Source organism: Brevibacterium permense (genome assembly GCF_013280495.1).
GTDB classification, from domain to species: domain Bacteria; phylum Actinomycetota; class Actinomycetes; order Actinomycetales; family Brevibacteriaceae; genus Brevibacterium; species Brevibacterium permense.
Window position 1 is genome coordinate 349,528 of record NZ_JABSSX010000003.1, and the last position, 17,134, is coordinate 366,661.

Sequence of the window (17,134 nt, forward strand, 5' to 3'; positions counted from 1 at the left end):
ATGCTCGGCTCGGGGCACTCGGCTTCTGTTGAACCAATGACTTTCAGAATAGTGGCACGAGGCGGTGCCGGCTTCTTGATTCCTGACGTATCTCAGCCGATCGCCCGACCGACCCAATCAGGGCGCTCCATGTCGATCTGTGAGATCCGTTCCGCCACGCTGTCCGGGAAGGGCACGACTCGATCCTTCGCCTGGTCGACGTGGAGGGCCATGATCTCTTCGGTTGATACGAGCCGGTCACCGACGTACATCTCATAGGCCAGGTGCAGCTTCTTCTCAGCGGCACTCACGAGGTGCGGGACGACGGTGAGCCTATCGCCGAGGGTCGCCTCGGCGAGGTAGCGGATATGGGATTCGACGGTGTACAGGGACGCCTTCGCGCTTTCCCGGTAGGCGGCATCGAGGCCGAGCTGATCCATCACCTGATCGGTCGCGAAACCGAACACGAGGACATAGAAGGCCTCGGACATGTGCCCGTTGTAATCGATCCACTCGGACACGACCTCGGTGCTGTACGTGCTCAGCTTCGACGCCGAGGCGGTCCACGCCGGCGATGCAGATGCTGGGGGAGCGGCGACAGAGGGTGGGGGAGAGACCGCCGGGCCTTCTGCCGACTCACCGCCGACGGAGCCAGCCGTGGTGGGGGCCAACTGGTCGGTGAGCCGACGCAGGGCGATGATTCCGGCATCACGATGCGCCACGAGGTCGGCGATGGAGCGGTCACCGGCCTCGATATCGCAGCCGGCCACGACATCATCACGCAGCCGTTGACTGAGCTCCGGGGCGGTCAGCCGCGTCCACGGAGACTTCAGTGAGGGGCCGAAATGGTCGAGCATATGCGCCATTCCGCCCTCGCCGCCGGCGAGGTGGAAGGTGAGCATCGGTCCCTGGAACGGCCACCGCAGACCGGGGCCGTCGGTGATCGAGCGGTCGATCTGCTCGACCGTGGCCTCTCCCTGGTCGACCATGTACAGGGCCTCGCGCCACTGAGCCTCCTGCAGACGGTTGGCGATGAAGCCCGGCACTTCGCGGTCCATGCGGATGACGGACTTGCCGATATGGCTGAAGAAGCCGGCCGCCCAGTCGACAGCGGCAGCTGAGGTGGACTGGCCGCCGACGACCTCGACCAAGGGGATGAGGTAGGGCGGGTTGAACGGGTGGCCGACGACGAGTCGTTCGGGGTGGGTCGCCTCGGTGGCCATTTCGGTCATGCTGTACCCCGAGGTCGACGAGCTGATCACGATATTCGGCGGGCAAGCCGCGTCGACCTGGGCGAGCAGTCCGCGCTTGAGCGCGAGGTCCTCCGGTGCGGACTCCTGGACGAATCCGGTGCCGGCGACCGCCTCAGCGAGGTCGGTGTGGATCGACCAGGCGGTGCGGTCGGCTGACTCGACCATGTCGAGTTCGGCCAGGGCCGGCCAAGCCGCATCGAGGAGGCGCGCGAATTTCTCGCCGGCGTCCGGAGCCGGGTCCCAGATCTTCACCCGGTAGCCCTGTGCGAGGAAGTATGCGGCCCAACCGCCGCCGATCGTCCCAGCGCCGACGCAGGTAACGGTGTCGATCGCGTCGAAGCCGATGAACTCCGGCGTGTCGGAAAGGGGCGCGGCGGGGGTGGAGTCGTTCACAGCTCGCCTCCGGTGATGGTCGGTGTCTGCACGCGCAGATCGAGGATCTCGCGGGCCTCGTCAGGAGTGGCCACGGATGCGCCGAGGCCGGTGATGATGTCGACGGCGCGAGCGGTGAGGTCGGCGTTCGTGGCCTTGACGCCCTTGGACAGGTAGAGGTTGTCCTCGAGCCCGACGCGGGCGTGACCGCCGGCGAGCACGGAGTGGGCCACCCACGGCAGTTGGTTGGCGCCGATGGCGAAGGACGTGAACTGCGCACCTTTGGGCAGCATGTTCACCATTGCAGCCAATAGGCCAGGGTCGGCTGGAGCACCGTAGGGGATGCCCATGCACAGCTGGTACAGGGGCGGAGCGTCGATGAGTCCCTCCTCGACCAGCACATTGGCGAACCACAGATTTCCGGTGTCGAAGATCTCCAGCTCGGGACGCACGCCAAGGGTCTGGATGCGCTTCGAGCCTTCGCGGAGCATGTCGGGGGTCGAGACGTAGAGGTTCGACCCTTCGCCGAAGTTGAGGCTGCCGCAGTCGATCGTGCAGATCTCGGGCAGCAGCTCCTCGACGTGGGGGAGACGGTCGAGGGCGTTGATGAGGTCCGTGCCGGGCATCGTGGTCAGCGGATCCTGTGGGTCGATGACGAGGTCGCCGCCCATTCCGGCGGTGAGGTTGATGACCGGGTCGACATCGGAGGCGCGGATGCGGCGGACGACTTCGCGGTAGTAGGCGACCTCCCGTGAACCCTGTTTGGTCTCGAGGTCGCGGACGTGGATGTGGACGACCGACGCCCCGGCTCGGGCAGCCGCGATGGCATCGTTCGCGATCTCTTCGGGGCTGACGGGAACGTGTTCGCTCTTGCCGGTGGTGTCTCCAGCTCCTGTGACGGCACAGGTGAGGATAACCTTGCGGTTCATAATGACTCCTTCAGTCGTTCGGCGGATGTGGCGGTTGTGGGTTCTGTGTCGGTCGTGGGTTGTTCTGCGGCGGACGGCGCGGCTGCTGTGCTCGCAGCGGTCGACGTGGATGCTGCCTGCGACGGATGCATGATGGCGCGATCGAGATAGGAGTGCAGACGCTGGGAAAAGACCTCGGTGTCCATCACTCCGGTGAGCACCTTGATGCCGAGGCCGTCGAGAAGGGAGGTCAGCTCATCGGCCATGGCGCGCGGATCGCCGGCTCGGAAGCAGCCGGTCCGCTGACCGTCCTCGATCGTGGACTGAACGGTGCGCGACCAGCGTTCGTAGCTGGGCGGATAGTTCGTCAGTGTCGAGCCTTCCAGGGCCATTCGGGCCCAGGCCTGCAGCCAGATCGACCATTCGCCGCGTTCCGTGCGCCCCAGCGGCGACTGCAGCTTCAGCAGGCGTTCGAGCCTCTGTGCAGGGTCCGCAATGTCATCGAGCCACGCGATCTGGCGGTCGAAGGCGAGTTTGACCGAATAGTCGAGAGCGGCATCGAAGAGGTCGGATTTGTTCGCGAAGTAGTAGTGGATGCTCGGGGCTGAGACTCCGGAGACGGCCGCGATATCGGCGATGCGCACGTCGTCGAAGCCGTGCCGGCCGAACAGCGTCCATGCCGCCTCGGCGATGCTGCGTTTAGGATTCGCATCCTCGTCGCCGCCTGGAACGGTCGCCGTATTCGGCGGAGGCGCGGAGACCTGTGACTCGTCGCCGAGCAGCCACCGTACGGTCACGCCGGTGGCGGTGGCGACGCCGAGGAGCTCATCGGCGGTGAAGCGGCGGCGACCTGACAGTGCCTTGGACAGCTTCGTCTCGTCGATGCCGATCGCCGAGGCGATCTTGCGCTGCTTCAATCCGGACCGCCGGATGGCGTCCCGGACGCGGAGTCCGGTGGCCTCGGAACCCTTGCCGACCGTGCCGCGGGTATAGTCCCCGGAGTCGGTCGTCTGTCCACCTGTCATGGCCCCGAAGCTACCTCAGCCACGAGCATGTTCGCAAGTAAACATGAATAGGAATCAAAACTTGCGATTGGTGTTCGTGGAGGGGAAGTCGTGTCTATCCGAATCATCCGAGGCACCACAAATCGGTTCTATGCGGTTAGTCTCGTAATCGGTGGGCGATCCCCATCACCATCGACCGCGCCGAGGAGCCCCAATGACCGACAGTCTTCATTCCCGCATGCACGTTGTCTCCGATGAGACCCGAAACCTTGTCAACCTCGTGCTCGAGTACTCGCGTCGCCGGACTTTGGCCGAGGACACTCCGCTCGACCATCCCACGTCCGAACCCGAGCTGCGTCGACTGGCCGGTCCCACCGTCACCGAGGAGGGGCTGGGGTCAGCTCGGGCGCTGGCGATCTTCGAACACATCTTCGCTCCCGCCTGCATCTCCACCGACCATCCGAAGTACCTCTCGTTCATTCCCAGCGCCCCCACGAAGGCGGCTGTGGCCTTCGACCTCGTCGTCTCCGCCAGTGCCCTCTACGGCGGTTCGTGGCTTGAAGGTGCCGGAGTCGTCCACGCCGAGAACGAAGTCCTGCGCTGGCTGGCGGGAGAATTCGGGCTGCCCGCAGGAGCCGGGGGAGTCTTCGTCCAAGGCGGCACGATCGGCAATCTCTCCGCGCTCGTCGCCGCCCGCAACGCACAGAAAGAGAAGCTCGGTGAGACTCGGCCGGGACGCTGGGTGATCGTGTGCAGCGCCGAAGCCCACTCCTCGGTCGCTTCCGCAGCCGAGGTCATGGATGTCGAAATCGCCCCGGTGGCCACCGGCGAGGACGGTATCCTGCGACCCGACGGCGTGCGTGAGGCCCTGCTCGAACACGGGGACGCTGTGATTGCGGTGGTCGCCACCTCGGGGACGACGAACTTCGGCACCATCGATGACATCGCCGGCATCGCCGCTCTCAAGGACGAATTCGACTTCTGGCTCCACATCGACGGTGCCTACGGTCTGGCCGCGATGCTCTCACCGCAGGCACGCCACAAGTTCGCCGGAGTGGAGAAAGCCGATTCGCTCATCGTCGACCCCCACAAATGGCTCTTTGCCCCCTTCGACGCCTGTGCGCTCATCTACCGCGATCCGAATTCGGGACGGCGAGCGCACACGCAGAAGGCCGAATACCTCGATACGCTCACCGACGCCCAGGATTGGAGCCCATCGGACTTCGCCATCCAGCTCACGCGGCGGCCGCGCGGGCTGCCGCTGTGGTATTCGCTGGCGAGCTATGGTGCCGAAACGTATCGGGAGGCGATCGGCCATTCGATCGATCTTGCTCGTGAGATCGCCACGGAGATCAAGCATCGTGAGCGTCTGCGGCTCGTGCGCGAACCCGAACTCTCGGTCGTCGTGTTCGAACGCGACGGATGGCAGCGGTCGGACTATGACGCATGGTCGGATCGTCTGCTCGAGGACCAGCGCGCCTTCGTCGTCCCGAGCTCGCACCAGGGGCGGCCGAATGCCAGATTCGCGATCGTCAATCCGCTGACGACGTTCGACGATCTCACCGACATCCTCGATTCGATGGAGTGACGGTTGCGTCTGGGGTCGATCTCACCCTGAACTGAGCCTCATTCGGGGGACACGGTGCCTCATTCCTCGGGGGCATCCTCGGCGGCGTTGGTCGAGGTGGGGCGGGGACGGAGTTCGACGGTGAACGTCGGCAGCAGCAGTTGGGTGATCGGGCCGATGCCCAGCGCATAGAGGACCGTGCCGATGCCGACGACCCCGCCGAGCAGCCAGCCGACGGCGACGACGGTGACTTCGATGAGGGTGCGCACCAGTCGGATCGAGCGGCCGGTGACCCGGGAGATCCCAGTCATCAGACCGTCGCGGGGACCCGGTCCGAATTGGGAGCCGATGTACATCGCCGAGGCGGCCCCGTTGAGGATGACGCCCGTGACCATGAGCGCGATGTTCCATCCGAGCTCTTCTGGCCGGGGCAGGAACAGGCGGGTGAGGTCGAGCGCCGGCCCGACGAGGAGCGCGTTGAGGATCGTGCCGATGCCCGGCTGCTGGCGCAGGGGGATCCAGATGAGCAGTACGAGGAACGCCAGAATGGTGACGATGGTCCCGAAGGTCAGCGGCACTTGGTTCTGGATGCCGGAGTGGAGGACGTCCCACGGCATCATGCCCAAACCGGCATTGACCATCATCGCCATCGAGGCACCGAAGAGGTAGAGGCCGAGGATCAGCTGGGGGAGACGACGCCACAGCCGTCCGCCGCGCAGCTGTGCGATGGGACCGACGTTGGCCAGCTGACGCTTCGGGGCTCTCATCTTCGTCATGCGGTGGCTTTCTGAGGAGTGCGATCACAGGGACAGATCCATCTTGACCCAAATTGGTCTTGTGCGAAATAGCCACTTGCTGGAAAGCGGTCACATGAGGTCAGAATCATGAGCACACCGGTCCTGGGAGCCAAACGACTCATCGGCATCATCGGAGACGGACCGTGGAAGGCGCCCGTATACGAATCGCTGGCAGCTGCGGTGGCCGCGGCGATCACCGACGGCCGGCTCCCGGTCGGCACGAGGCTGCCGAGCGAGCGCGAACTCGCAGCCGCGTCCGGTCTCTCGCGCACGACGACGGGACGGGCCTACGCCCAGCTGCGGGAACAGGAATACATCCCCACTCGCCGAAGCTCCGGCAGCATCGTTCAGCTGCCCAGTGTCCCCGGCGGGCGCATCGACCACCTGCTCTCACCCGCCGGCGGCGACGAGTCGGAGGTCGACCTCACCTGCACCGCTCCGGTCGCACCTCCGGATATCCTCGACGCCTACGACCGGGCACTGTCACGTTTGGGTGCCTACCTGCCCGGCACCGGGTACTATCCTTCCGGGCTGCCGGTGCTGCGGGAGATCATCGCCGATCGCTTTACCCGGCGGCGCCCCGACCGACCCCGATCAGATCCTCATCACCTCCGGGGCCCTCGGCGGTGCAGCCATCGCGGTCCGCGCCCTCCTCGACGTCGAACCCGATGAGTCCGCGCGCCTCGGCGGGGCACGGTCGACCTCGCGGGTGCTCATCGAAAGCCCCACCTATCCGAATGCGATCGCCACACTCGAAGGCGCGGGCGCCGCTCTCGTGACCTACCCCCTCGAGTTCGGTACTCAGGGGCACCATTGGGACATCGACGCCATGGAGCAGCTGATGGGACAGACGCGTCCGCGCAGCGCCTATCTCATCCCCGACTTCCACAATCCGACCGGCGCACTGCTGCCCGATGCCCAGCGCAGTGAACTCGCGGAGGCTCTTCGTCGGCATCGAGTCGTCCCCGTCTTCGACGAATCCCTCGTCGAACTGGGACTCGAGGACGGCAGGATGGCCACCCCGATGTCCGCGCTGATCACGGACTCGGTGACAGTGGGCAGTGTGAGCAAGATCTATTGGGGAGGCCTGCGCATCGGATGGATGCGCATTCCCCGCCACCGGATGGGTCATTTCGCGTCCTCCCGGCTCGGACTCGACCTGGGAGCACCGGTCCTCGAACAGCTCGTCACAGTCGAACTCATGAGCAATCACGATGGTGTCGTCGCCGACTGCCGCTCCCGACTCAGAGCCGCCCGCGACCTGCTCGCCGCACAGGTGAGGACATGGCTGCCCGAGTGGAAGCTCATCGTCCCATCCGGTGGAATAGCGCTGTGGGCCGAACTGCCGGAGGCACGTTCCGGGGTGCTCTCGATCGCTGCCAGAAACCATGGTCTCCGTCTCGTCGCAGGGCCGAACTTCGCCCCCGCCGGTGGACTGGATCGGTGGGTGCGCCTGCCCTATACGGTGACGGAAAGCGAACTGCAGCAGGTGGGGCCGCGACTGTCCGCAGCCTGGGAGGAAGCCACGTCGATGATCGGCGTGGACCGACCGACCTGGCCCGCATCGTGGCGTGAACACCACGGGAACGCGGGGAAAACCTGAGTACGATGACCGTATGGGAGACGACAGCGGACTCAGTCAAGATGAGCAGTATTCGACGGCGACGACCGTCGGGGAGTTCCGAGCCAATATCGCCGAGGTGGAGCGCCGAATCGCCGCTGCGGCCGAGCGCGCCGGTCGGGACCGGGCCGACATCGAGCTGCTTCCGGTGAGCAAGACCGTACCCCAGGAACGCATCCGCCTCGCGGTTGCCGCCGGTTGTGCGAAGTTGGGTGAGAACAAGGTTCAGGAGGCCCACCGCAAATCCGAGGAGATGGCCGATCTCGACATCGATTGGGCTGTGATCGGACACCTCCAGTCGAACAAAGCCAAGGACGTGGCGAAGTTCGCCAGCGAATTCCAGGCGCTCGACCGACTCAAGGTCGCCAGAGCCCTTGACCGTCGGCTCGAAGCGGAAGGACGCTGCCTCGATGTGTACGTCCAGGTCAATACTTCCTCGGAAGACTCCAAATTCGGCATGCCGCCGGAAGAGCTCCTCGACTTCCTCAAGGAGGTGCGAGCATTCGATACGCTCAAGGTCCAGGGGCTGATGACGTTGGCAGTCTTCTCCTCGGACATCGACCGTGTCCGTCCCTGCTTCCAGCTACTGCGCGGTCTGCGCGACCAGGTTCGCGAGACCGATCCTGACCTTCTCGGACCGGGGCGGCTGTCGATGGGCATGTCCGGTGACTTCGAAGTGGCCATCGAAGAGGGCGCAGACTGCGTCCGTGTGGGTCAAGCCATCTTCGGTCGACGAGCGCTGCCGGACTCCCACTACTGGCCCGAAGCCGACTGATCGGCCGATCGACTGTGCCTCCTTCCCTCCCGGAATCCGGACGTGACAAGCCGTCGGCTCAGACGAGTTCGGACGCCGTTCGAAGCCCCTCGACACAGACGCTCTGGTGGTTCGGCGGTGCCGTGCTCGGTGTCATCCTCGGTGCCGGAGTCTCCGGATTCGCCGCTCTGGCCGAAAGCGCCCTGACGCCGTGCCTCATCGCTCTGCTCTTCCTCACGTTCCTCGACATCCCCTTCGAAACGGGCCTGCGTGCGGTTCGCGATCTGCCTCTTCTTGCCGTGACGGCGGCGTTGAACTTCCTCATTGTCCCGCTGGTCGTCGCCGGTCTCATATCGGTCTTCGACATTGCTGATCCGCTGCTGCCGGCTGTGCTCATCGTGCTGCTGTGTCCCTGCATCGACTACGTCATAGCGTTTACGCGCGCGGCCGGAGGCGCCGCCGATCGGCTGCTGATGCTCACTCCTGTGCTCATGATCGCTCAGCTGCTGTTGCTGCCAGTGATGCTGTGGGCGGTCACTGGAGAGCGGCTGAGCATCGATCTGCCTGTTCGCCCACTCGTCGGCGCACTGGTGCTGTTCATCATCATTCCCCTTACGGCTGCCGTCGTCGTTCGTCGCCTTGCCCGTCACACGCCACGATTGGAACGACCCCTCGCCGTGAGCGCGCGTCTGATGGATCCGGTCATGACGCTGACGCTGCTCGTCATCGCTGCCTCGGTCACCCCGAGGATCGCCGGTTCCGCCGGACAATTGGGGACCGTGGCCGTCGTCTTCTTCGTCTTCGCCGTCTTGATGACCATGATCGGATGGGGCGTCACCCGGACTCTGCACATCGGTCCGCAGCGATCGCGTGCTGTGATCTTCTCCGCCGTCACGCGCAATTCCCTGGTCATGCTTCCGATCGTTCGAGCGATCACCGGGGAGGGCATCGGCCCTGCAGGGGTCGTGACGCAGACCCTCATCGAGCTTCTTGTCCTGATCGTCCTCGTGCGCGTCCTCCCTCTTCTGGTGCCAGCCACTGCCGTGACCGAAAACCGCTAGTAATGGTTCTCCTCGGAGCGGACAATGGAACTATGCTCACCTCCGACCAGTGCTATCAGGCAGTCACTTCCCGCGACCGCCGCTTTGATGGAATGTTCTTCACCGCGGTGCGTACCACCGGGATATTCTGCCGTCCGTCGTGTCCGGCGAGGACTCCGCTGCGGGAGAACGTGGACTTCTTCGTGACCGCGGCGGCCGCAGCAGATGCGGGTTTTCGGGCCTGCCGACGGTGCCGCCCGGACGCCAGTCCGAATTCGCCCCAATGGGATACCCGCGGAGACGTCGTGGCCCGAGCCATGCGCCTCATACGCGACGGCGCCGTCGACCGCGGGGGAGTCGCAGCCCTCGCCGCCGAACTCGGGTACAGCACTCGCCAACTCGGGCGCCTCATCCATTCCGAGCTCGGTGCCGGACCTCTGGCGCTGGCTCGCACCGAAAGGGTACGAACCGCCAGGACGCTCATCGAGGCCACCTCGATGCCGATGAGCGAGATCGCCTTCGCCGCCGGCTTCTCCAGTATCCGACAGTTCAACGACACCTTCCGCGCGATGTATTCGATCAGCCCACGACAGCTGCGCAGAGACGGTGCCGAACATTCGGTGACCGACGAAGTCGTGCTCCGGTTGGCGTATCGCCCGCCGTTCGACTTCGCGCATCTGCTCGTGTACCTCGAGGCAAGAGCCGTTGCTGGGATCGAGAACGTCTCGGACGGCGCTTATACCCGGTCGATGTGGCTGGCTCACGGTCCCGCCGTGATCACGGTGAGGCAAGGGGACGGGGACTGCGTTGACTGTCGTCTCCGTTTGGCCGACACCCGGGACCTCGGCAGTGCCGTCGCACGGGTCCGGCGCCTCTTCGACCTCGACGCCGACCCCGTGGCGATCGCCGATACACTGCGGTCGGCGGGGTTGCGCCGCCCCGTCGACGAACATCCGGGACTTCGTTCGCCGGGCCACAGTGACCCTGTCGAACTGGCTCTGCGGACAGTCCTCGGACAGCAGATCTCCTTGGCCGCCGCCCGCACCCATCTGGAACGCCTCGTCGCAGGTGTTGGAGAATCACTGCCGGAGGAGCTGAGCTTCGGCGGAGTCGACAGGGTCTTTCCCACCGCCGAGGCGATCGCCGCTGTCCCCGCATCCGAGTGGGCGTTGCCTTCGAGTCGGATCAGGACGATTCAGACACTGTCGCAGGCGTTGGCCGAGGGCAGTGTGGACCTCGGCGCGGGCAGCGACCGCGAGGAAGCGAGCCGGAATCTGCTGGCACTGCCCGGAATCGGTCCGTGGAGCAACGGCTATATCCGGATGCGCGCCCTCGGAGATCCCGACGTCTTCATGGACTCAGACCTCGGCGTGAAGAAAGCCATCGCCGATCTCGATGCGAGTTCAGCGGCACCTGTCGATTGGAAACAGGTCGCCATGAACTGCAGTCCCTGGCGCTCCTACCTCAACCACCTGCTGTGGGCACATCACGCCCGCAGCCCAGCAGCCTGACCGACCGACATCGAGCAACGAATGAATCGATCCATGACTCACCCACACGAAGGACACGCAGACATGACCACGCCGACGACGACCCAACCCGACACCGCACGGAAGTTCACCGATGCCATGGAGCTGCCGACCGCCTCGGCGCCGGTATATACGACGATCCTCGATATGGACCTGGGACCTCTCCTGCTCACCTCGGATGGGACCCACCTCACCGGGCTCTATCTCGAGGTCTCCGAGGCGATCGATGCTCGACTCGACAGAACGTTCGGAGTCGAACCGACTCCGGCAGGCGACCTGGAGATCTTCCACCGCGCTGAGGCACAGCTGGGGGAGTACTTTTCAGGCCGGCGCACACAGTTCGACCTGCCGTTGGCGGCAAAGGGAACGGAATTCCAACGCTCGGTGTGGCAGGCGCTGACACAGATCCCCTACGGCAGCACAGCAGGTTACGGTGAGCTGGCCGAGATGCTGGGACGACCCGGCGCGGCACGTGCTGTGGGGGCCGCCAACGGAAAGAACCCCATCAGCATCATCGTGCCCTGCCACCGAGTCATCGGAGCAGACGGATCCCTGACCGGCTACGCATGGGGAGAAGAAAAGAAACGCCATCTCCTCACCCTAGAAACCCGCCCCTAATTGCTACCTGACGGGGGCCCAGCAACCTGGCGCGAGGTAGCTGGGCCCCCGTCAGGTAGCAAGAAGGGCGGGGATCCTTGTTTGGATCCCCGCCCTTCAGCGGTGGAGGTAAGGGGATTCGAACCCCTGACCTTCTCCATGCCATGGAGACGCGCTACCAACTGCGCCATACCCCCGCTTGCTTGATCAATATTACCCACCTGCGGGTGAGAGACCAAATCGGCGGAGAGTGACGCTCGCCACAAGGGCGGGAATGCTGGAACCCCGTGTTCAGGCACTGATCGGAAGTGACCCCGCGGCCCGAGTCCCATGAACTCGGGCCGCGGCGAGTCAGCTATCCGCCGAGGATTCTCCACGGTGGATCAGATGAACGGCCGGACCTGGCTGAGGTAGCGCACGATATCCCGCTCGCGCAGTTCACGTACGCGCTGCTCGCGAGCGTGTTCGCGCAGGCGAGCCTGCTGACGACGGGTCGCCCTCAGGCGGCGGGACTCAGGTGTTGGGGCTGGGCGGCGCGCCCACCGGATGAGCTTCATTCCGGTGCTCAGGGCCCAGCGTCGTGGATAGGTGAATGGGAATGTGGTGGACACAATTCTTCCTCGTGGTTTTCGGGCAGGGGATATCCGCAAATGGGCAGGAGATATCCCGGAATGACGGTCAGATAAACAATTGCCGAAAAAGCCGTGACAATGACAATGAATCGCCCGTATAAGGGTGCATATGATGAAGGCGGCTAAATGCCAATATGGCTATAGGTCATTGAGATGACAGTTTCACTGAGACGGCGACGGAATTCTATGGCGATGAATCCGAGCCGTTCGACCGCATAGCGGAAGTCGCCCGGTGGTGCGGCGCTCACTAGCGAATGCAGCGGATCGGACCGAACTCAATGATGTCGGCGTGAAGCGGCCGGATCAGTTGAGGCAACTTGCGGTGCTACAGCACAGCACGGATGCCGAAGGTGATCTGGACACAAGCCAGGCGTGAAGAATGCCGGATATCAGGCAACCGGTGGCTCAGAGGACAACGGTGGCCGGAAGCCAACCGGTGGAAAAGACGTGGGAGACGGCTGTGTCAGCCGACGAGTCCTTGTCCGCCAATCGGGCAGGCAGCGCATTCATGCCAAGGCGTTCGAAGGTCAGGGCCTGCAAGAAAATTCATCATCGTAACTGCTCTCCTTTCATGGTCGTGGATCTCGTGGGGACGGCGTCAACGTCCGCTGTTGTCAAAGTGCAATCAGGGTGGTGTCTGCGAATCCGTAATTGCACTGTCGAATTTAGCACAGCTTTCATTGCGTGTGGGAGTTTTGTTCATTATTTTCGCAAATATTTTCACTTCCCCTGTTCGGGTTTGAAAGACGGTTCGTGAAAACTGTTGGTCGAAGCGCTGTTTGGGCCGACGTAGAATCAGAGGGGACGTGCATCAGTCGGACACGCAGCTTGAGGAGTTGAGGATGTCAGAGACCGCCACCACCAGACGTCTGGTCGTCGGATACATCGCCACCGATCGGGGCCGGGATGCCATCTCGCTGGCCATTTCGATCGCGCGGTCCATCGACGTCGAACTCGTGGTCACCATCGTCCGTCCGGAATCATCGACGATTCTGGCCGGCAGCGCCGTACCCAGGGACGGGGCCGGGATCGTGGCCCAGCAGATCGACGACTGGCTGGACGAAGCCCTGGCACTCATCCCCGATGACATCCGCGCCAGAGGCTGCATCCACGTCGCCTCGAACGAATCCAAGGGCCTCATGGAGGTAGCCGAGCAGGAAGGCGCACTGGGCATCATCATCGGCGCACGGGCCACCACACTGATGCGCCAACTGCGCATCGGCACGGTCGCTTCGTCGCTGCTGCACTCGTCGACGGTACCCGTCGTGCTCGCCCCCTCGGGCAGATCCGACATCGGGCCGATCTCGCGCGTGACCGCACTCTACGGTGCTCGCCCAGGTGCTTCGTCACTCATCGGAGCGGCCATCGAATCGGCTGTCGCACTCGGAGTCGATCTCAGACTGCTGTCCCTGATCGAGAACGACGGACTCTATGAAGACGAAGTCGCCGAGATCACCGAATTCGCCGAACAGTACGGCGGAGCGGTGCTGGCAGACCAAGCCTCGGAGATGCTGGCCTCGGGCCGTGCGACCGTGAGGACCAAGGCCGGAGCCGATATCGAAGAAGCCGCCGAAACCATCGACTGGCAGCCCGGCGATCTTGCGTTCATCGGCTCGAGCCGCCTGGGCCGCGGCGGCACGGTGGCGATCGGTGCGCGAGCCCGCCGCCTCCTGCGTGTTCTGCCCGTTCCGGTCGTGGTTGTGCCCCGCCGTGCCGCGAGTCGACTGCACACCACCGAAACCGACTGAGGTGCGGATACGAGAATCACAGCGGACCGACATCCGGCTGGGCTCCCACAGCACGGCCGCGTGGAACTATCCGGGTGACCGGCGTCGGCGTCCGCTGCTGATGGTGCATGGCTTCCGTGGGGACCACCATGGAATGGATCTCATCGCCGGCAGCATCACCGACCGCGAGGTGATCGTGCCCGACCTGCCCGGGTTCGGGCTCACGGCTCCGCTGGGCTCGGGTTCGTCGCTCTCTGCCTTCGTCGATCATCTCCTCGCTCTGCTCACTGAGGTGGGCAGGCAACGGGGCGTGACACCGATCCTGGTGGGGCACTCCTTCGGATCGATCCTGGTCAGCCACCTAGCGGCCTCCCACCGGGACGTCATCGACGAACTCGTACTCATCAATCCGATCACCAGCCCCGCCCTCGAAGGACCCGCGCGCTTCCTCACCGCGGTCACCCGCGCCTACTATGCCCTCGGCGCGCGGCTGCCCGAACGAGTCGGTCGCTCCCTGCTGAGCAACCGCGTGATCGTCCGCGCCATGAGCGTGGCCATGGCCACGACCCGCGATCCCGGCCTGCGTTCGTACATCCATGATCAGCATTCGCGGCACTTCTCGTCGTTCGCCGACCGCACGTCCCTGTCAGAGGCCTTCGCGACGTCCGTCGCGCACACCGTCACCGAGGTGGCCGACCACCTGAGTATGCCCACGCTCGTCATCGCCGGCGATCAGGACGCCATCGCCCCGATCGGCCCGACCCGGGCGTTCGTGGAGAAGCTCCCCGACGTCGAATTCGTGGAACTAGATGGGGTGGGCCACCTCGTGCACTATGAACGGTCGGAGGAAGCCGCCTCGGCGATCATGGATTTCTGCCACCGGCGAATCGACCGGTGATTCAGCGCGTGACAGGCCGAAGGCAGATACGGTGAATCGACGAAGGGCCGCTGCGCATCAGCGCAGCGGCCCTTCTCTTAAACCGTGTTGGAGATCAGCGGCGGGAGTCGCGTGCCCAGCGGTAGAGGATCGGCACGAGGAATGCGAAGCACGACGCGAGCAGACCACCCCAGAACACCCAGAATTCGGTTCCCTCAGGCGACGAGAACGAGGCTCCGAAAAGGTAGAGACCGAACAGGAAGAGCGCGAAGGCAAAGACGAAGACGATGACATCGGCGAACGATGCTGAATTGCGGGTTCTCTTCGGTGCAGCGATATCGGACATGGTCTCCTCCGGCGATGTTTCTGGTGGTCAGCTGACTCTCAGCAACAGTCTACATCGCGTAGAGGACTTTGCTCATCCCCGGTCGTGGTCGGCGCTTCGCTCCGGGACCAGCCAACCGAGCAGTGCGGAGACGATCGAGACGATGATCGCGGCGAAGATGGCGGAGAAGAAGAACGAATCGATGGTGAACTCGAACGGCGTGAACCCGCTGAGCCAACTCGTCAGCGCGAGCATGATCGCGTTGATGACGATGGAGAACAGTCCCAGGGTCAGACACGTGATCGGGGCCGAGACGAAGCTGAGGATCGGTTTGATGAAGGCATTCGCCAGCCCGAAGATGAGACCGATGACGAGGTAGGAGATGATCATCGCCGGAATGGTTCCGGCCTGCTCCTCGACGACCCGATTCCCTGTGATCGTCACACCCGGCAGAATCCAGGCGGCCACCCAGATCGCACAGGCGTTGACGATGACGCGAGACAAGAAGTTCATAGCCGTCATCCTCGCAGACCGATCTGCGTTCTTTCTGAGTCGAGGATGGGAATGAGGTCCGTGCCATGGTGATCAAACTCAACGTCGCTTGGTGCACTGGCACTCGAATCGGATCGCCAAACACAGTAGCCTGAAGGTGAACCCCTCGGTTCGACTTTCTCAGACCAACAGCGTGCACCTACCGAGTGATTTGATCCAGGTCACCACGGCGGCACGACCTCCCGGACGAGCGGGAGCAGAAACTGGATTGATATGACAGACAGCGACATACCCGCCTCGGCTCGGCGCACCACCGCGCAGCAGTCCTCACCGACTCTGTTCTCGGCAGTCGGCCGCAGCTACTTCCCGATAGCGTTCGTCGCGCGCATGCCGTTCGCCATGATCGTCGTCGGTGTCCTCACCCTCGTCGTGGCCGGCCGCGGATCGCTCAGCCTCGGCGGAATCAACTCCGCCATGGTCGGACTGGGCACCGCCCTGTTCGGGTCCTTTATCGGGGCCGCCGCCGATCGCTGGGGACAGCGCTACGTGCTGCTCGTCGCCGGGATCCTCAACTGTGCGGCGTTGACCTTCATGGCATGGGTCGTCTTCAGCCCGCTGCCGGATTTCGTCGTGTTCATCGCAGCCTTTGCGATCGGTGCCACCTCACCTCAGGTCGCGCCGATGTCGCGGTCTCGCATCGTCGACATCGTCATGTCTGTGCTGCCCTTGGCGAGGCGGCCGAAGGTGCTCAATGCCACGATGGCCTACGAATCCGCCGCCGACGAGGTCATCTTCGTATTCGGGCCCTTCCTCGTCGGACTTCTGGCGACTTTCTTCACACCGGTCGCGCCCATCATCGGAGCGATTGTGATGACGCTCGTCTTCGTCTCCGCCTTCGCGCTCCACCCGACGGGGCGGGCGCGGCAGACAGGGACGTCGAGCAGGCTCGGCGAGCGTGCTCCGGCCATGGACATGTTCACCGCCGGTGTCTTCGTCATCATCCTCGGCGTCTTCGGCGTCGGGATGGTGTTCGGATCTACGCTCACTGCGCTCACCGCGCTGACCAACGATATCGGCCGACCGGAGGAAGCCGGTCTCATCTACGGAGTCATGGGCATCGGCTCTGCGGTGCTGGCGATCTCGGTGGCGCTGTTCCCCTCTGCGTTCGCGCTGTGGGCGCGACTGCTGTGCTTCGCGCCCATCCTGGTCGCGGGATCGGTCATCCTCGCGTCGACGGAGTCGATGCCGATCATCGTCATGGCGCTGCTGCTCATGGGCACGGGAATCGGTCCGAGCCTCGTCACCCTCTTCAGCCTTGCCGCCGAACGCGCGCCGCTCGGTCGGTCGGCGACGGTGATGTCGATGGCGGGATCGGCGATCATCGTCGGCCAATCGGTGTCCTCGGCGATCAACGGAATCCTCGCCGAGGATCAGGGAACGGCCGTGGCGATGGCCGTCCCGGTGGCCGCCTCGGCGATCGTCCTGTGTGCCGGTGTCCTCAATCTGTTCGTCGGAAGGCGCCGCGATCGGAACCCTGACAAGCCGACACGGCAGCGCGTCAACGGAGCCGAAGAAGAGATCTGAATCACTCCGACTTTCCGCTTTTCGGGACGTCGTGTCCCAGGCATTGCCAGGTATGACCACGGCAAAACCGAGGAGT

17 protein-coding genes and 1 tRNA gene are annotated in these 17,134 nt (G+C 64.2%); 10 read left to right on the forward strand and 8 right to left on the reverse strand.

Going from position 1 to position 17,134, the window contains the following annotated elements; translation table 11 throughout:
- Positions 1 to 92: 92 nt before the first annotated feature.
- The 3 genes from HK353_RS17425 to HK353_RS06630 are packed head-to-tail and all read right to left on the reverse strand — an operon-like array spanning position 93 to position 3,537.
- Positions 93 to 1,625, reverse strand: coding sequence for a 3-hydroxyacyl-CoA dehydrogenase NAD-binding domain-containing protein (locus HK353_RS17425; protein ID WP_173154129.1), 1,533 nt, complete (start codon positions 1,623 to 1,625; stop codon positions 93 to 95).
- The gene (locus HK353_RS06625; RefSeq protein WP_173154132.1) at positions 1,622 to 2,533 is read right to left on the reverse strand and encodes a beta-keto acid cleavage family enzyme; all 912 of its coding nucleotides are present in this window, start codon (positions 2,531 to 2,533) and stop codon (positions 1,622 to 1,624) included. Before HK353_RS06625 ends, HK353_RS17425 begins: the two co-directional genes overlap by 4 nt.
- Positions 2,530 to 3,537, reverse strand: coding sequence for a TetR family transcriptional regulator C-terminal domain-containing protein (locus tag HK353_RS06630; protein ID WP_173154135.1), 1,008 nt, complete (start codon positions 3,535 to 3,537; stop codon positions 2,530 to 2,532). Before HK353_RS06630 ends, HK353_RS06625 begins: the two co-directional genes overlap by 4 nt.
- Before the next feature lie 193 nt (positions 3,538 to 3,730).
- Between HK353_RS06630 and HK353_RS06635 the strand changes: the two genes are divergently transcribed.
- A complete protein-coding gene (locus HK353_RS06635; RefSeq protein WP_173154138.1) occupies positions 3,731 to 5,104 on the forward strand; it encodes a pyridoxal phosphate-dependent decarboxylase family protein in 1,374 nt (457 codons plus the stop codon).
- Positions 5,105 to 5,163: 59 nt separating this feature from the next.
- On the opposite strand, the gene yczE is transcribed toward HK353_RS06635, so the two are convergent.
- On the reverse strand, positions 5,164 to 5,859 hold the full coding sequence (gene yczE, locus HK353_RS06640) for a membrane protein YczE (protein WP_173154141.1): 696 nt from the start codon (positions 5,857 to 5,859) through the stop codon (positions 5,164 to 5,166).
- 108 nt (positions 5,860 to 5,967) lie between these two features.
- Here yczE and HK353_RS16970 point away from each other — a divergent pair, with 108 nt between their 5' ends.
- The 6 genes from HK353_RS16970 to HK353_RS06665 all read left to right on the forward strand — a co-directional run bounded on the left by HK353_RS16970 (position 5,968) and on the right by HK353_RS06665 (position 11,442).
- Positions 5,968 to 6,552: a GntR family transcriptional regulator gene (locus HK353_RS16970; protein ID WP_245395830.1), complete on the forward strand. Its 585-nt coding sequence runs from the start codon at positions 5,968 to 5,970 to the stop codon at positions 6,550 to 6,552.
- A gap of 37 nt (positions 6,553 to 6,589) precedes the next feature.
- Positions 6,590 to 7,483, forward strand: coding sequence for an aminotransferase-like domain-containing protein (locus tag HK353_RS16975; RefSeq protein ID WP_342589833.1), 894 nt, complete (start codon positions 6,590 to 6,592; stop codon positions 7,481 to 7,483).
- Positions 7,484 to 7,496: 13 nt separating this feature from the next.
- Positions 7,497 to 8,276 carry a YggS family pyridoxal phosphate-dependent enzyme gene (locus tag HK353_RS06650; RefSeq protein ID WP_173154144.1) on the forward strand — a complete coding sequence of 260 codons (780 nt, stop codon included), beginning with the start codon at positions 7,497 to 7,499 and terminating at the stop codon, positions 8,274 to 8,276.
- Between the two features lie 122 nt (positions 8,277 to 8,398).
- The gene (locus HK353_RS06655; protein ID WP_173154147.1) at positions 8,399 to 9,316 is read left to right on the forward strand and encodes an arsenic resistance protein; all 918 of its coding nucleotides are present in this window, start codon (positions 8,399 to 8,401) and stop codon (positions 9,314 to 9,316) included.
- A 32-nt stretch (positions 9,317 to 9,348) separates the two neighbouring features.
- The gene (locus HK353_RS06660; protein WP_173154150.1) at positions 9,349 to 10,806 is read left to right on the forward strand and encodes a DNA-3-methyladenine glycosylase 2 family protein; all 1,458 of its coding nucleotides are present in this window, start codon (positions 9,349 to 9,351) and stop codon (positions 10,804 to 10,806) included.
- 63 nt (positions 10,807 to 10,869) lie between these two features.
- Positions 10,870 to 11,442 carry a methylated-DNA--[protein]-cysteine S-methyltransferase gene (locus HK353_RS06665; protein ID WP_281063451.1) on the forward strand — a complete coding sequence of 191 codons (573 nt, stop codon included), beginning with the start codon at positions 10,870 to 10,872 and terminating at the stop codon, positions 11,440 to 11,442.
- A gap of 103 nt (positions 11,443 to 11,545) precedes the next feature.
- On the opposite strand, the gene HK353_RS06670 is transcribed toward HK353_RS06665, so the two are convergent.
- A tRNA-Ala gene (locus HK353_RS06670) sits at positions 11,546 to 11,618 on the reverse strand.
- 186 nt (positions 11,619 to 11,804) lie between these two features.
- Positions 11,805 to 12,032 (reverse strand): hypothetical protein, encoded by a 228-nt coding sequence (locus HK353_RS06675; RefSeq protein ID WP_173154154.1) that lies wholly within the window; start codon positions 12,030 to 12,032, stop codon positions 11,805 to 11,807.
- Positions 12,033 to 12,895: 863 nt separating this feature from the next.
- Between HK353_RS06675 and HK353_RS06680 the strand changes: the two genes are divergently transcribed.
- Positions 12,896 to 13,801, forward strand: a complete 906-nt coding sequence (locus HK353_RS06680; RefSeq protein ID WP_173154157.1) for a universal stress protein — start codon at positions 12,896 to 12,898, stop codon at positions 13,799 to 13,801.
- A 1-nt stretch (position 13,802) separates the two neighbouring features.
- Positions 13,803 to 14,678: an alpha/beta fold hydrolase gene (locus HK353_RS06685; protein WP_342589834.1), complete on the forward strand. Its 876-nt coding sequence runs from the start codon at positions 13,803 to 13,805 to the stop codon at positions 14,676 to 14,678.
- Between the two features lie 94 nt (positions 14,679 to 14,772).
- Here the strand turns inward: HK353_RS06685 and HK353_RS06690 are convergent, their stop codons facing one another.
- Positions 14,773 to 15,003 (reverse strand): hypothetical protein, encoded by a 231-nt coding sequence (locus tag HK353_RS06690; RefSeq protein WP_173154163.1) that lies wholly within the window; start codon positions 15,001 to 15,003, stop codon positions 14,773 to 14,775.
- A 72-nt stretch (positions 15,004 to 15,075) separates the two neighbouring features.
- The gene (locus HK353_RS06695; protein WP_173154166.1) at positions 15,076 to 15,495 is read right to left on the reverse strand and encodes a phage holin family protein; all 420 of its coding nucleotides are present in this window, start codon (positions 15,493 to 15,495) and stop codon (positions 15,076 to 15,078) included.
- Positions 15,496 to 15,747: 252 nt separating this feature from the next.
- On the opposite strand from HK353_RS06695, the gene HK353_RS06700 reads away from it, so the two are divergent.
- Positions 15,748 to 17,058 (forward strand): MFS transporter, encoded by a 1,311-nt coding sequence (locus HK353_RS06700; RefSeq protein ID WP_173154169.1) that lies wholly within the window; start codon positions 15,748 to 15,750, stop codon positions 17,056 to 17,058.
- Positions 17,059 to 17,134 lie beyond the last annotated feature (76 nt).